The sequence below is a fragment of the Arthrobacter sp. zg-Y916 genome, assembly GCF_020907385.1.
Taxonomy (GTDB): Bacteria; Actinomycetota; Actinomycetes; order Actinomycetales; family Micrococcaceae; genus Arthrobacter_B; species Arthrobacter_B caoxuetaonis.
Window position 1 is genome coordinate 211,485 of record NZ_JAJJOD010000002.1, and the last position, 13,965, is coordinate 225,449.

The window sequence follows — 13,965 nt, forward strand, 5'->3', positions numbered from 1 at the left end:
CAAGGGCTGCAGCCGTGCGCCGCAGGCGAACTCCAGCCCAGCAAACTCCGGTGCAAACAGCAAGACCCGGAACCCGCGCGTCGCGGATTCCGGGTCTTGGGATGGGGAAGGTGATGCTAGGCGGAGGTGGCGTCCTGCACTTCGCCTACCAGCTCTTCGATAATGTCCTCCAGGAACAGGACACCGGTGGTGTTGCCCTCAGCGTCGAACACGCGGGCCACGTGGGCGCCGGTGCGGCGCATGGTGTCCAGTGCGTCCTCCAGTTCGCTGCCGCGGAACGCTGAGGCAAGGCGGCGGATGCGCTTTGCCGGAACCGGGGCGTTGAACGTCTCCGCCGTGTGCAGGTCCATCACGTCCTTCAGGTGAAGGTAACCGGTGAGCCCGCCGTCGGCGTCGGCCAGGATGTACCGGGAGTAGCCGTGGATGCCCACTGCCGCCCGGATGTCTGCCGGGGTGGGCTCGGCCGGGACCAGGACCATTTGGGGCAAGGGCACCTCGACGTCGGCAACGGTCTTCGAGGTGAACTCGAAGGCGTTGGTCAGGGTGCCGGTTGCATCGTCAAGCACACCTTCGCGGGTGGACTGCTCCACGATCGTGGCGACTTCGTCCAGCGTGTAGGTGCTGGTCGCCTCATCCTTCGGCTCCACCTTGAACAGGCGCAGCACACTGTTGGCAATGGAGTTCAGCGTCCAGATGACGGGCTTGAAAACCCTGGCCACGAGCACCAGCGGGGGAGCCAGCAGCAGCGCTGCCTTGGTGGGTACGGAAAAGGAGATGTTCTTCGGGATCATCTCGCCCGCCACCACGTGCAGGAAGGTAACCAGCAGAAGTGCCACGACGAACGCCGTGATGCTGATGGCCTCCGGCGTCAGCGGCGTGTTCGCCAGCGGGATTTCCAGCAGGTGGTGGATGGCCGGTTCGGAGACGTTGAGGATCAGCAGCGAACAGACGGTGATACCGAGCTGGCTGGTGGCCAGCATCAGGGTGGCGTGTTCCATCGCCCACAGCGTGGTCTTGGCCGCCTTGCTGCCCTGGGCGGCCTTGGGCTCAATCTGGGAGCGGCGGGCGGAGATGACGGCGAATTCGGCACCCACAAAGAAGGCGTTGACGGCCAGCAGCACGAACAGCCAGATGATGCCGGGCAGATACTCACTCATTGGGTGGCTTCCTTCGTCAGGGTATCGACCAGGCGGTCGTGCGCGCTGCGCGGTGATTCCGAACCGGCGTTGGGGGTGAAGCGCAGGCGCTCAACGTGCGTTCCAAGAACGCGCTCGACGCGCAGGACGCCGTCGTCGACTTCAACTTCATCGCCCAGTTCGGGCATCCGGTCCAGGCAGTGCGTGACAAAGCCGGCCAGCGTTTCGTAGTCCTCGCCGTCGGGCACGGTGATTCCGGCACGGTCCAGCAGTTCATCCGGACGCAGCGACGCATCGAAGGTGACCGAGCGGCCGGTGCGGACGACGCCGACGCGTGCGCGGTCGTGTTCGTCCTCGAGTTCGCCGACGATTTCCTCCACCAGGTCTTCCAGGGTGACGACGCCGGCGGTGCCGCCGTGTTCGTCCGTCACCACGGCGATCTGCAGTCCCTGGCTGCGCAGGATGCCCAGCAGGGAGTCAACGCCCATGGATTCGGGGACCCGCAGCGGCGGGACCATCACGTCTGCCGCCGTCGTGGTGGCACGTGCCTCCAGCGGCAGCGCGAAGGCCTGCTTGACGTGCAGGACGCCCAGGATGTCGTCCGGGTCCCGGCCAAGAACGGGGAAGCGGGAGTATCCGGTGGTCACGGCGATGGCAATGATGTCCTCGGCCGTATCCGTGGCCTGGACGCCCACCATCCGCACGCGCGGGGTCATGACGTCTTCAGCGGTGTGGTCGGAAAAGCGCAGTGTCCTGTGCAGCAGTTCCGCGTGGTCCTGGTCGAGTACGCCTTCCAGTGCGGAGCGGCGGACCAGGAAGCTGAGTTCCTCGGCGCTGCGCGCACCGGAGAGTTCTTCCTTCGGCTCGATGCCGAAGGAGCGGATGACCTTATTTGCCGTGTTGTTGCAGACCAGGATGACGGGTTTGAAGACGGTGGTGAACAGTGCCTGGAACGGAATTACTACCTTGGCGGTGGCCTTGGGCAGTGCCAGGGCAAAGTTCTTGGGCACCAGTTCGCCGATGATCATGGAGAGCAGGGTGGCAACGGCAATGGCGATCACTGCGCCGGTACCGCCGACGACTGCCTCGGGTACGCCGACGCTCAGCAGCGGGCCGCGAAGCAGCGCACTGATGGCCGGTTCAAAGGTGTAGCCGGAAAGCAGGGTGGTAAGGGTGATGCCCAGCTGGGCACCGGAAAGATGGGTAGAGGTAATCTTCAGGGCCTTGATGGTGGGACCAAGACGCTTTTCCCCGGCGGCCTGTCGGGCCTCCAGATCACTGCGGTCGAGGTTGACCAGGGCAAATTCTGAGGCCACAAAGAGGCCGGTACCGACAGTCAGCACGAGGCCAACGCCGATCATGAGCCATTCATACAAATCATTCAACTGAGGTGCCCCCCTAGAACCAAATTGTCTGGCACACAGGAGGGCATGGGTTTATGAGAAGGGTCGTCCATAGTAGCCAAGAGCCTACGGCCCTTTCCTAGGAAAATCCTGAAAGTGCCTGGCCAGAGGGGGTGTTTGGGGCTGATTGTTGCCGAGCTGTCACAAAACGGGGTCCGGAGGTGTCTTATGTACAGCCGGAACGACCGGTGCAGGCGAACTCGAGGAGCGAGAAATGCAAACGGATACCACCACAGCGGCCACGGTCATCCTGGGCGGCGGGTATGCCGGTGTCATGGCAGCGAACCGGCTGGCCGGACGCGGGCAGGACACTGTCCTGCTGACTCCGGATCCCCGCTTCACCGAACGGATCCGGCTGCACGAATTCACAGCCGGCGGCAGGGCGGACCCCACGCAGGACTACCGCTCGCTGCTGCACCCGGCCGTGCGGCTTGTGGCCGGCGCAGCCGCGGCGATCGAGCCGTCGGCGAGGACCGTGCATCTGGCCTCTGGTGACTCGATGGGGTACGAATACCTGGTGTACGCAGTGGGCAGCGGAAGCGCCCCGGCCCCCGCGGGCGCCGTAGCCCCTGACCGGCTGGATGGCGCGCGTGAGGCACGGAGGCGGCTCAGGGAGCTGGCACGCGGGGAACGGATCGCCGTTGTCGGGGGAGGGCTGACCGCCGTGGAGATGGCGGCGGAGATCGCCCGGCGATACCCGGACAACCCGCTCACCCTGTATGCCTCCGGGACATTGGTTCCGCAACTGGCAGAGAGCACGCGCAGCGGCATGCTGGAGAGCCTCCGCCGGGCAGGCGTTGAAGTTCATGCCGGCACAGTGGATCCGGAGAACCTTCCGGAGGCGTCCCTGGTGCTGTGGTGCGTGGGGTTCGGTGTTCCGTCCCTGGCTGCGCGAAGCGGTCTGCCGGTCAATGCTGACGGCCGGCTGGTGGTGGATTCCTCTCTCCGGGTCCCCGGCCAGGACCGGATCTTCGGAGCCGGGGATGCTGCCGTCATTGGTGCGCCGGGATATGGCTACCTGCCGATGACCTGCGCCACCGCGATGCCCATGGGCGCCGAAGCTGCCTCCAACATCCTCCGGCTGCAGGAGGGAGAGCCGCTGCCGCGGCACGACAGCGGTTTCCAGGCGCAGTGCATCTCGCTGGGGCGCCGGGACGGCGCGGTGCAGTTCCTGACGCCTGGGTTCACGCCGAGGCGGCTGCATGTCCACGGACGGTCCGCTGCCGTCTTGAAAGAGGTAATCTGCCGAATGACGCTGCGGTGGATCCGCGGGGAGGCACGGAAGAGCGGAGCCTACACATGGCCGAGGGGTCCGAAGCTGAATCCACAGCCGGTGCCGCGGGCGGCATGGGCCTAACCCGGGAGGTTGAATTCCTTGCCCATCGGGGCATGGTCTTCACCATCGCCTACGACATCACGGGAACCGTCGCCGACGCGGAGGATGTGGTCCAGGAAACCTACCTGCGTTTCTCCGCCGTCGGGCACCCGGTAGACAATCCCCGGGCTTATCTTGCCCGGACCGCGGCGCGCCAGGCGCTGAACTCGGTCCGGGCGTCCGCCCGGCGCCGGGAGGAGTACATCGGAGACTGGCTGCCTGAGCCGCTGCCCACGGGCGCCGGGGAGCAGGCAGACCCGCAGGTTGCGGCCCTCACGGCGGCGGAAGTCTCCACGGCCATGCTGGTGCTGATGCAGAGCCTCAACGGTCCGGAGCGGGCAGCCTTTGTGCTGCGCGAAGTTTTCGGGTTCGAATACCGCGAAATCGCGGCCGCGCTCGGTGCCGGGGAGGCTGCTGTCCGCCAGTTGGTGCACCGGGCCGGGGAACGGGTGCGTTCCGGCCTGCCGCGGACGGTGCCGGACGAGGCAGAGCACAGGACCGCCGTCGAACGTTTCCTCCAAGCCGCGATGACCGGGCAGGTGCAGGACCTGCTGGACGTGCTGGCTCCCGAGGTCGTGCTGGTCTCGGACGGCGGCGGCAAAGTCAGTGCCGCGCGCCGGCCGGTGTACGGTCCGGAGCGGGTGGCGGCGCTGCTGCTGGGGCTGGCAGCCAAATACGGCGAGGGGGCGGTGCCGGAGTTCATCGAGCTGAACGGGCTGCCTGCCGTTGCCTTCCGGGAAGACGGACTGGTGACCACGGTGTTCCAGCTTTCCTTCCGGGACGGACTGGTGACCGGGGTCTTCGCCATGCGCAACCCGGAGAAACTGGCCCGGCTGCAGCCCTGAAGCTATTCCTTTTCCGGCAGCGGATCGGGGTCCAGGAAGGCGACGGTCAGGATGGCCGCCGATTCGCGGATCTGCCATTCCCGGGCTCCGAGGGAACGCAGCGCCTCGCTGACGGTATCCAGGTCGATCGGAGTCGGCGGGCGCCAGGCGATGCGGCGCAGGTGGTCCGGGGTAAGAAGGTTCTCAACCGGCAGGTTGAGCCGTTCCGCCTGGGCTGCCAGGCGCGGTTTGGCGGTATGCAGGCGGGCAGCGGCGGCGGGGTCGTTGCGTGCCCAGACCCGCGGGGGAGGCGGCGCGTGCGTGGGGATATGCAGCGGAGGCAGGTCTTCGGTGTCCCTGGCAGCCGCGATGCAGCGCAGCCAGCGGGGGGCTTCCTTCTGTGCAGCGCGCCCGTGGAATCCGGGAGTGCCGAGCAGCGCCGGAACGGTGGAGGGCATGGCCCGGGCCGCGGCGACGATCGCGGAGTCCGGAATCAGCCGGCCGGGGGCGGTGTCGCGGCGCTCAGCCAGCTGTTCGCGTTCAGTCCACAGCTCACGGACGGCGGCCAGCTGGCGGCGGTCCCGCAGCTGGTGCATGCCGGAGGTGCGGCGCCAGGGGTCGGTGCGGGGCGGGGCGGGTTCGGCGCTGCGGATGGCCTCGAACTCCTCCTCGGCGTACTCAAGCTTGCCGTCAGCTTCCAGGACCTTGATGAGTTCTTCACGGAGTTCCGCCAGCACCTCAACGTCCAGCGCGGCATAGCGCAGCCAGGGTTCGGGCAGGGGCCGGGTGGACCAGTCGGCAGCCGAGTGTTCCTTCGCCAGGCTGAAACCCAGCAGGGATTCGATGACGGCGGCCAGCCCGACGCGGGGCAGTCCGGCCAGCCGTGCTGCCAGTTCCGTGTCGAAGAGCTTGTCCGGCCACATGCCCAGTTCGGAGAGGCACGGCAGGTCCTGGGTGGACGCGTGGAGGATCCATTCAACCCCGCGGAGGGCTTCGTTGATGATGCTCAGGTCGCGCAGCGGTTCCGGATCAATGAGCCAGGTGCCGGCGCCCTCGCGGCGGATCTGGACCAGGAACGCCCGCTGTCCGTACCGGAAGCCGGAGGCGCGTTCGGCATCGACGCCGGCGGGGCCGGTGCCGGCGGCCAGTGCACGTGCCGCGCGTTCGAGCCCTGCCGCGGTGTCGATGACCAGCGGTACTCCGTCGCGGGGAGTTTCAAGAACGGGAAGGGGAGCGGCGGCAGCGGGATCGGCTGCCGGTGCTTCGGGAGCGGTTTTGCCGGAAGTTTGCGCGGTCATAAGGACTTCAGTCTATCGAGTACCGGCGCGAATACCGTTTCCTGCGGCCAGGCACGGGAATCCGCGCGACGATTGGCTAGTTCAGGCGGCGCCTCGGCAGCGGTGACACGCCTTCGGGGAGGGGCGGCAGTCCGGCGAAGGTGCAGACCATGTCGGACCAGGCCTCAAGGTGGCTCTGCACGTCGGCGTCGGCCGGAGTCCAGGAAGCCCGCAGCTCGATGTCTATGGCGTCGCTGCGCCCGGCCAGGGTGCCGTAGCTCTCGGAGAGGATCCTCGTGGCGGTGCCGCCGGCGGAGGAGTAGCGGGCACCGTGTTCCTGGAGCGCATCAACCAGCCAGGTCCAGGCGACGGAACCCAGCATCTGGTCGTTGCCCATGTCCGGTTCCAGTTCGGCCCGGATGTACGTGACGATCCGGAAGGTGCCGTTCCATACGGCGCTGCCCTCGGGGTCGTGGAGGAGGATGAACCGTCCCGTGGCCAGTTCCTGGCTCTCGGGCAGGACGGGTCCCACCGGGCCATGGAACGTGGCGGAGGCGGGAACGGGACCGGAAATGCCGACGTCGGCAGCCAGCGACACCGCAAACGGGGCCAGCCGGGTCGGGGCCGGGATCTCTTCCAGCCGCAGTTCAGGCCGGCACTTGGCTCGGCGCAATGCCCCAAGAGCTGTCAGGAATTCGGGGGGCACCTGTGACAGGTCACCAATCGCACTCACCCTCGAAGATTACGGCCGGTCCGGCCTGCTGCCGATCAGGCTCGCCGGTGTTTCCTTTTCGTTACGTGGCTTCAGCTTACGGACCGGCGGGCCCGACCGACAGGGCCAGGGATCAGCGTGCGGCGGAAACCTCTGAAGCGATGGCCGCGGCGAAGGCATCCACGTCCGCTTCGCTGGTGTCGAACGTGCACATCCAGCGCACTTCGCCGGTGGCCTGGTCCCAGTCGTAGAAACGGAATTGGTCCCGCAGCTTATCGGCCACGCCGGCCGGGAGGGTGGCGAAGACGGCATTGGCCTGGGTGGGCTGGGTCAGGGTCACGCCGTCGATCTTCTCAACGGCCGCACGCAGCCGGGCCGCCATGGCGTTGGCGGTGGAAGCCGAGCGGCGCCAGAGGTCCGTTCCGTAGAGCGCAATGAACTGTGCGGAGACAAAACGCATCTTGGAGGCCAGCTGCATATTCATCTTGCGCAGGTAGTCCAGCCCGGGGGCGGCGTCGGGATCCAGCGCGACGATGCACTCGCCGTACATCATGCCGTTCTTGGTTCCGCCCAGGGAGAGGATGTCGACGCCGGCGTCCGTGGTGATCGCGCGGAGCGAGACGCCCAGGGAGGCTGCAGCGTTGCCGAGCCGGGCACCGTCCATGTGCAGCTTCATGCCGCGTGCGTGCACATGGTCGGCAATCGCCTGGATTTCCTCGACCGTGTACAGCGTTCCCAGCTCGGTGGACTGGGTAATGGAGACCGCCAGCGGCTGCGCCCGGTGCTCGTCGCCCCAGCCCCAGGCCTCGCGGTCGATCAGTTCGGGGGTCAGCTTGCCGTCCGGGGTGGGAACAGTGAGGAGCTTCATTCCGCCCACACGTTCCGGGGCACCGTTCTCGTCGACGTTGATGTGCGCAGTGGAGGCACAGACCACGGCACCCCAGCGCGGCAGCAGGGACTGCAGGCCGATGACGTTCGCACCGGTGCCGTTGAACACCGGGAAGGCCCGCATCCGGTTGCCGAAGTGTTCGGTGAAGACTTCGCGGAGCTTTGCCGTGTAGACATCCTCGCCGTAGGCGACCTGGTGGCCCAGGTTGGCTGCGGTCAGGGCATCAATGATCTCCGGGTGGACGCCTGAGTAGTTGTCCGAGGCGAAAGCACGCAGGGCGGGATCGTGAAGGGAGGCAGTATCAGTCACTAAATCAGTCACAAAAATCAGTATCTCTCAGGGTGGGTCTTGGCTGAAATCGGTTCTCAGGAGCGCGGAACCAGGTTGATCCGCTTGCCGTTGATCTGCCCCGCCGGTGCAGTGAACAGGCTGGTGGCAGCGCGGGCAAGCTCGGAAACATCGGTATAGCCGGGGAACTTCCGCTCCGGCTGCCCTGCCCGCATGGCATCATTCACGAGCGCCTTCACGACGAAGACGACGGCGGCAGCGCCGGTGCCGCTGAACTGCGCGGCGATGGCCTGGACCCAGGCCTCCGCCGCAGCCTTGGCCGCGGCGTAGCCGGCGTTTCCCGGCGTGGGGGATTCCACGGCGGTGGAGGAGACGATGGCCAGGCGCCCGTGCTCGGACGCTGCCAGCTGTCCCACGAAGCTGCGGCTGACGTTGCGCAGCGTGGTCATGATGTTCTGCTGCAGGAAATCCCAGTCATCGTCGCTCTGGTCCTCGAGGGTGCCGCCTCCCCGCCAGCCGCCCACCAGATGGATGAGGCCGTCGATCCCGCCGTAGCCCTGCATATCGGAGGCCAGGGATGCGACGTCGCCGGGGCGGCTCAGGTCGCAGGTGCGCAGTTCGACGCCGGCGACCAGGCCCAAGGATTCATCGAGCCGTCCGGCGCTGGAGCCGACAGCAATCACCTGGGCTCCGGCGCGGGCCAGGGCGGTGCACACAGCGGTGCCGGAGGCAGAGGCCGCTCCGGCTACGAGGACCCTCAAGCCCTCAAGCGCGGATGCTTCCCCGGCTCCGGCTGCGCTCATAGTGTGCTGCTCCCTGTGATTCCGGCGGTGGATTCGATGACCGGTGCCATCTTCTTCGACAGCGCTTCGTAGAACATGGACAGCGGGAATTCGTCGTCGAGCACCTGGTCAGTGAGCGCGCGCGGCGGGCCGTCCAGCGGCAGGGCATCCGGCCCCTTGGCCCAGCGCGATGCCGGGTGCGGAGTCACTGTGCCTGAAATCAGAGTGTACGCAGCGAGCCAGTGGGCTGTCTTGGGCCGGTCGATGGAACGCCAGTACAGTTCCTCGATTTCTTCGCCCAGCCGGATCACGACGGCGGGAACTTCGTCCCAGTCGATGCTCAGTTTGCCGTCGGTCCAGTGCAGTACATGGTTCTGGTGCATCCAGGCGAAAAGGAGCTGTCCGCCGAGGCCGTCATAGTTGCGCACCCGGGATCCGGTGATGGCGAAGCGGAAGATCCGGTCAAAGATCACCGCGTACTGCACCAGCGCTGCGGTGCTGCGCGCCTTGGGGTCGGCGTCGTCGTCATGCTGGATCTTTACTGCTTCGCGGAACGCGGTCAGGTCGCAGCGCAGTTCCTCCAGCGAGTACAGGAAGAACGGCATCCGCTGCTTGATCATGAACGGATCAAAGGGGAGGTCGCCGCGCATGTGCGTGCGGTCGTGAATGAGGTCCCACATCACGAAGGTCTCCTCGGTGAGTTCCTGGTTGTCCAGGAAGTCCGCCGCAGCCTCGGGAAGTTCCAGCGAGGTGATCTCCGCGGCGGCGCGGAGTACCCGGCGGAAGCGGGCCGCCTCGCGGTCGGCGAAGATGGCGCCCCAGGTGAACGTGGGAGTCTCGCGGACGGCAACGGTTTCCGGGAAGAGAACCGCGGAGTTGGTGTCATAGCCCGGGGTGAAGTCACGGAACCGGATCGGAACGAAGAGTTTGTTGGAGTATTCCCCGGCTTCCAGGCCGGCAATGAACTCGGGCCAGATGACTTCCACCAGCACGGCCTCGAGCAGGCGGGATCGTGAGCCGTTCTGCGTGTACATCGGGAAGACCACCAGGTGGAGCAGTCCGTCGATGCGGTCCAGCTGCGGCTGGAAGGCCAGCAGCGAATCGAGGAAGTCGGGCACGCCCAGGCCGGCTTCGAGCCAGCTGTCCAGGTCGCTGATCACCAGGCGCAAGTACTCGGAGTCGTGCGGAAAGGCGGGGGCCAGGTCGGCCACGGCATCGCGGACCGTCTCCAGCAGCGCTGCGGCTGCCGTGCGGTGCTCGGCGGGAACCGAACCGTCCTGTTCCTGGAACTGCGCGAACTCCGTGGCGGCGTTCTTCAGGCGCTGCCAGGCGGCGCTGGATTCGGGAGCGGCGAGTTCAGTGGCTGGGGAGCTGAAGACGGTGGACGACATGGCGGAGACCTTCCAGTTGCACGGACTCCCGAACCGGGAGTGAGTGATGGTCCCAGCGTAGCCAGAAATCAAAGAATCTTACCCTTAGCAACCGGCTAAGTAAGTAATGCTTATGCTTACTGTGTATTGTCGCGGCGTATGGCCCAGCGGCCCTTCGGGTAATCCACGGCAACTCCGGCATAAAACGGTGACCAGGCACGGGCTGCGCCGCTCACCTGGTAGTAGGTGTTGGCGGCCACCACCAGAACGAGCGCTGTTCCTGCCGTCAGCGCCGTCGTCAGGCCCGGGACCGTGTCTACCGGGAGGTTCCAGGCCATGAGGATGCGAAGGGCGCTGTCCATGCAAAGTCCCACGCCCCACGCAATGCTGCTCACCCGCCAGATCCGTCGGAAGCGCGGCAGTTCAGTAAAGAGCCTGTCCCAGTTCCCCGGCCACCCGAACCGTCCTTCGAGCACCGGCTTGGACATCACATAGACCAGCGGCCGCCGGGTCACGGAACTCACGAGAAACCACAGCCCGGAGACTCCCACGACCAGTGCGCCGCGGGCCAGCAGGAACCTCTCGTCCCCGGGGATTACCGAGACCACGGTGCTCAGGGCCATCAGCGCCAGGGCATACAGGGTAAAGGGTGAGATTCGCCGGACGCGGAGGAAGTCCGCCAGCGAGCCGGCCATTGAGGCAGCCGTGCCTGCCAGCAGTGCGGCGTAGGCCCCCACGCCGGCCGCACGCAGTGCGTAGAACAGCGCAACAGGCACCAGGAAGTCCAGGGCCAGGCGGGCAATCCGGGGGAGAGCGGGTGCCATGCGCGAGGCCTTAGGAGCCGACGTCCGCTCCTCGCCGCCAGGTCCGCTTTCGCTTTCCTGCATGAGTAGAAACTACGTCGGCCACGTTGGCGGAACCAGAGTTCCCGGAACTTCTACCGGATTAGTAGCCGCGGCTGTTGGGTGACTCGGTGCCGATCACGGCCAGCGGAACACCGGGGTGGTTTTTCTCCACCCGGCGCAAGGCCCAGATGTCGTTGAACACGGCCACGTAGGCGCCGTCGGTACGGAGGAGGACTTCGGCTCCGTGCACGTTGCTGAGCACCTCGGCAGCGGAGGCGTCAGTCAGCCGGGCCATGGAGTAGGAGAGCTGCTCCATGCGCATGGGGGCGTTGAAGTCCTGGTTCATCCGGTCTTCGACGACCTCGAACTGCATGGGGCCGACGGCGGCCAGGACCGGAGCCTGGTCACCGCGCCGGTCCGAGCGCAGCACCTGGATGATGCCTTCGTGTTCGAGCTGGTCGATGCCGCGGCGGAACTGCTTGTACCGGCTGGGGTCCTGGGACCGGGCGACCCGGAAGTGCTCGGGGCTGAAGAACGGGATGGGCGGGTAGCGGACCGGCTCTTCGACGTAGAGGCTGTCGCCCACGCGCAGGGCGGAGGCGTTAACCAGCCCGACGACGTCGCCCGGGTAGGCCTGGTCGATCACTTCGCGCTCGCGGCCGAACAGGTGCTGGGCGTACTTGGTGGCGAAGGTCTTGCCGGTGTTGGCGTGCGTGACGACCATGCCGCGTTCAAAGATGCCGGAGCAGACGCGGATAAAGGCCACGTGGTCGCGGTGTGCCTTGTTCATGCCGGCCTGGACCTTGAACACAAAGCCGGAGAACGGCGCGTCTACGTCGCGGGAGTTGCCGTCTTCGTCCACGCGGGCGCCGGCGGGCGGAGCCAGGTCAACCAGAGTGTCCAGGATCTGCTTGACGCCGAAGTTCAGTGCCGCGGAGGAGAAGAGGATGGGTGTGGCCTTCGCGTCCAGGAACGCCTGCCGGTCAAACTCGCGGCCGTCGATGACCAGCTCTGCCTCGCCGAGCGAATCGGTCCAGGCGTCGCCTTCGGCGGCTTCGGCTTCTTCGGGGGTGAAGTGTTCTTCCAGGGCCAGTGAAGCGCCTGAGTTCTGCCGGGTGAAGCGGACGAACTCGTCCTTCTGCAGGTCCCAGATGCCGCGGAAATCTCCGGCGATGCCCACGGCCCAGGTCAGCGGCATGGGTGCCAGTCCGGTGCGCTCGGTGATTTCGTCCATCAGGGCCAGCGGGTCGAGTCCGGGGCGGTCCCACTTGTTGATCACGGTGATGATCGGGAGGTTCCGGGAGCGGCAGACCTCGAAGAGTTTCATGGTCTGGGTTTCCAGGCCCTTGGCGGCGTCGACCAGCATGACGGCGCAGTCCACAGCGGCGAGGACACGGTAGGTGTCCTCGGAGAAGTCGGCGTGGCCGGGGGTGTCCAGCAGGTTGATGACCGTGTCCCGGTAGGCGAACTGCAGCGCGGTGGAGCTGATCGAGATGCCGCGGTCCTTCTCCATCTGCATCCAGTCAGAGACCGTCTCGCGGCGGTTTTCCTTGCCGTTTGTCGCGCCCGCCGTTCCAATGACCCGGGCGTGCAGGGCCAGGGCCTCGGTCAGCGTGGACTTTCCGGCGTCGGGGTGGGAGATGACGGCGAAGGTGCGCCGGCGGGCGGCTTCCTTGCCGATTGCCGGATTGGCGCTCGCACGGACGGGAGTCTGGACCTGTGAGGACACTGCCGCTGCTTTCAGGAGTGGGAAGTGGGTGGGGCGCTGCCCAAGGAACAGCCTTTCCATTCTAGCCGCCGATCGCAAACCGGCTTTCCGCGGCGTGCCAGGAGGCGGGCCGACTGGGTTTAGTGTGGTGCACAGCACACACCGCACAGATTATTGGGCAAGGGAGCCACCATGGCAGAAGCATTCATTGTTGACGCGATCCGCACTCCGGTGGGACGCCGCGGCGGTGGGCTCAGCGCCATCCACCCGGCCGACCTGGCTGCTGCGGTCATCGGCGAAGCGGTCCACCGCACCGGCATCACATCGGACGAGTTCGACGAAGTGATCCTCGGTTCCATTGACCAGGTGGGGCCGCAGGCCATGGACATCGCCCGCACGGCGTGGCTCGCCGCCGGACTCTCCGAACGCGTTCCCGGAACCACGGTGGAGCGCCAGTGTGGTTCCGGCCAGCAGGCGGTGTCCTACGCCGCCCAGGCTGTCATGAGCGGAACGGCTGATTTGGTGGTGGCGGGAGGAGTGCAGAACATGTCCGCCATCCCCATCGGCTACTCCAATACTGCCGCTGCCGAGCTGGGCTTCCCCAATCCCTTCGCCGGGTCGGCGGGGTGGGAAGCCCGGTACGGCACGCAGCCGATCTCCCAGTTCATCGGCGCCGAGATGATGGCCGAGCGCTGGGACCTTTCGCGCGCTGAGATGGAGGATTTCGCCGTCGCCTCCCACGAGCGCGCGCTGGCTGCCCAGACGGAAGGCCGCTTCGACCGGGAGATCCTGCCTGTGGCCGGGATCCGTGCGGACGAAGGCCCGCGTACCCCGGACCGGGCGAAGATCGAATCCCTGGCGCCGCTGCGGGAAGGCGGAAAGCTCACCGCGGCCACGGCGTCGCAGATTTCCGACGCCGCTGCCGTCCTGCTGCTGGCCTCCGGGGACGCGGTGCGGCGCTACGGCCTGCGCCCGCGTGCCCGTATCCACCACATTTCCGCCCGCGGGGACGATCCGGTAATGATGCTCAGCGCCCCGATCGAGGCAACCCGACACGCCCTCAAGCGCACCGGCATGTCCCTGGCCGACATGGACCTGATCGAAATCAACGAAGCCTTTGCCTCCGTGGTCCTGGCTTGGCAGCGTGAACTCGACGCTGACCTGGACAAGGTCAACGTCAACGGCGGCGGCATTTCGCTGGGACACCCCATCGGAGCTACGGGAGCCCGGATCATGACCACGATGCTGCACGAACTTGAACGGACCGGCGGGCGCTACGGGCTCCAGACCATGTGCGAGGGTGGCGGGCAGGCAAACGTCACGATTATCGAACGGCTCGGCTGAGCTCCTCGACTT

12 protein-coding genes are annotated in these 13,965 nt (G+C 66.6%); 3 read left to right on the forward strand and 9 right to left on the reverse strand.

Going from position 1 to position 13,965, the window contains the following annotated elements; translation table 11 throughout:
- Positions 1 to 116: 116 nt before the first annotated feature.
- Positions 117 to 1,157: a hemolysin family protein gene (locus LOC59_RS06230; RefSeq protein WP_229971044.1), complete on the reverse strand. Its 1,041-nt coding sequence runs from the start codon at positions 1,155 to 1,157 to the stop codon at positions 117 to 119.
- Positions 1,154 to 2,512, reverse strand: a complete 1,359-nt coding sequence (locus LOC59_RS06235) for a hemolysin family protein (protein WP_227897183.1) — start codon at positions 2,510 to 2,512, stop codon at positions 1,154 to 1,156. The genes LOC59_RS06230 and LOC59_RS06235 overlap by 4 nt, the downstream gene beginning before the upstream one ends.
- 241 nt (positions 2,513 to 2,753) lie before the next feature.
- Between LOC59_RS06235 and LOC59_RS06240 the strand changes: the two genes are divergently transcribed.
- Together LOC59_RS06240 and sigJ are read left to right on the forward strand one after the other, a co-directional pair.
- Positions 2,754 to 3,896 carry an NAD(P)/FAD-dependent oxidoreductase gene (locus tag LOC59_RS06240; RefSeq protein ID WP_229971046.1) on the forward strand — a complete coding sequence of 381 codons (1,143 nt, stop codon included), beginning with the start codon at positions 2,754 to 2,756 and terminating at the stop codon, positions 3,894 to 3,896.
- Positions 3,839 to 4,759: an RNA polymerase sigma factor SigJ gene (gene sigJ / locus LOC59_RS06245; RefSeq protein WP_227896985.1), complete on the forward strand. Its 921-nt coding sequence runs from the start codon at positions 3,839 to 3,841 to the stop codon at positions 4,757 to 4,759. Before LOC59_RS06240 ends, sigJ begins: the two co-directional genes overlap by 58 nt.
- A 2-nt stretch (positions 4,760 to 4,761) precedes the next feature.
- Here sigJ and LOC59_RS06250 read toward each other — a convergent pair whose 3' ends face one another.
- The 7 genes from LOC59_RS06250 to LOC59_RS06280 all read right to left on the reverse strand — a co-directional run bounded on the left by LOC59_RS06250 (position 4,762) and on the right by LOC59_RS06280 (position 12,630).
- Complete coding sequence (locus tag LOC59_RS06250; RefSeq protein ID WP_227917285.1) at positions 4,762 to 6,036, reverse strand: HRDC domain-containing protein; 1,275 nt, start codon at positions 6,034 to 6,036, stop codon at positions 4,762 to 4,764.
- Positions 6,037 to 6,112: 76 nt separating this feature from the next.
- The gene (locus tag LOC59_RS06255; RefSeq protein ID WP_227897182.1) at positions 6,113 to 6,739 is read right to left on the reverse strand and encodes a DUF3000 domain-containing protein; all 627 of its coding nucleotides are present in this window, start codon (positions 6,737 to 6,739) and stop codon (positions 6,113 to 6,115) included.
- 121 nt (positions 6,740 to 6,860) lie between these two features.
- On the reverse strand, positions 6,861 to 7,937 hold the full coding sequence (locus LOC59_RS06260; RefSeq protein ID WP_227896982.1) for a threonine aldolase family protein: 1,077 nt from the start codon (positions 7,935 to 7,937) through the stop codon (positions 6,861 to 6,863).
- Positions 7,938 to 7,981: 44 nt separating this feature from the next.
- Positions 7,982 to 8,707 carry an SDR family oxidoreductase gene (locus LOC59_RS06265; protein ID WP_227896981.1) on the reverse strand — a complete coding sequence of 242 codons (726 nt, stop codon included), beginning with the start codon at positions 8,705 to 8,707 and terminating at the stop codon, positions 7,982 to 7,984.
- Entirely contained in the window at positions 8,704 to 10,077 is a 1,374-nt protein-coding gene (locus tag LOC59_RS06270) for a DUF6421 family protein (RefSeq protein ID WP_227917286.1), read from the reverse strand. Before LOC59_RS06270 ends, LOC59_RS06265 begins: the two co-directional genes overlap by 4 nt.
- A 116-nt stretch (positions 10,078 to 10,193) precedes the next feature.
- Positions 10,194 to 10,880, reverse strand: coding sequence for a VC0807 family protein (locus LOC59_RS06275; protein WP_229971048.1), 687 nt, complete (start codon positions 10,878 to 10,880; stop codon positions 10,194 to 10,196).
- Positions 10,881 to 11,001: 121 nt separating this feature from the next.
- On the reverse strand, positions 11,002 to 12,630 hold the full coding sequence (locus LOC59_RS06280) for a peptide chain release factor 3 (RefSeq protein WP_227917287.1): 1,629 nt from the start codon (positions 12,628 to 12,630) through the stop codon (positions 11,002 to 11,004).
- 171 nt (positions 12,631 to 12,801) lie between these two features.
- On the opposite strand from LOC59_RS06280, the gene LOC59_RS06285 reads away from it, so the two are divergent.
- Entirely contained in the window at positions 12,802 to 13,953 is a 1,152-nt protein-coding gene (locus LOC59_RS06285) for an acetyl-CoA C-acetyltransferase (protein WP_227896970.1), read from the forward strand.
- The last annotated feature ends 12 nt before the right edge of the window (positions 13,954 to 13,965 follow it).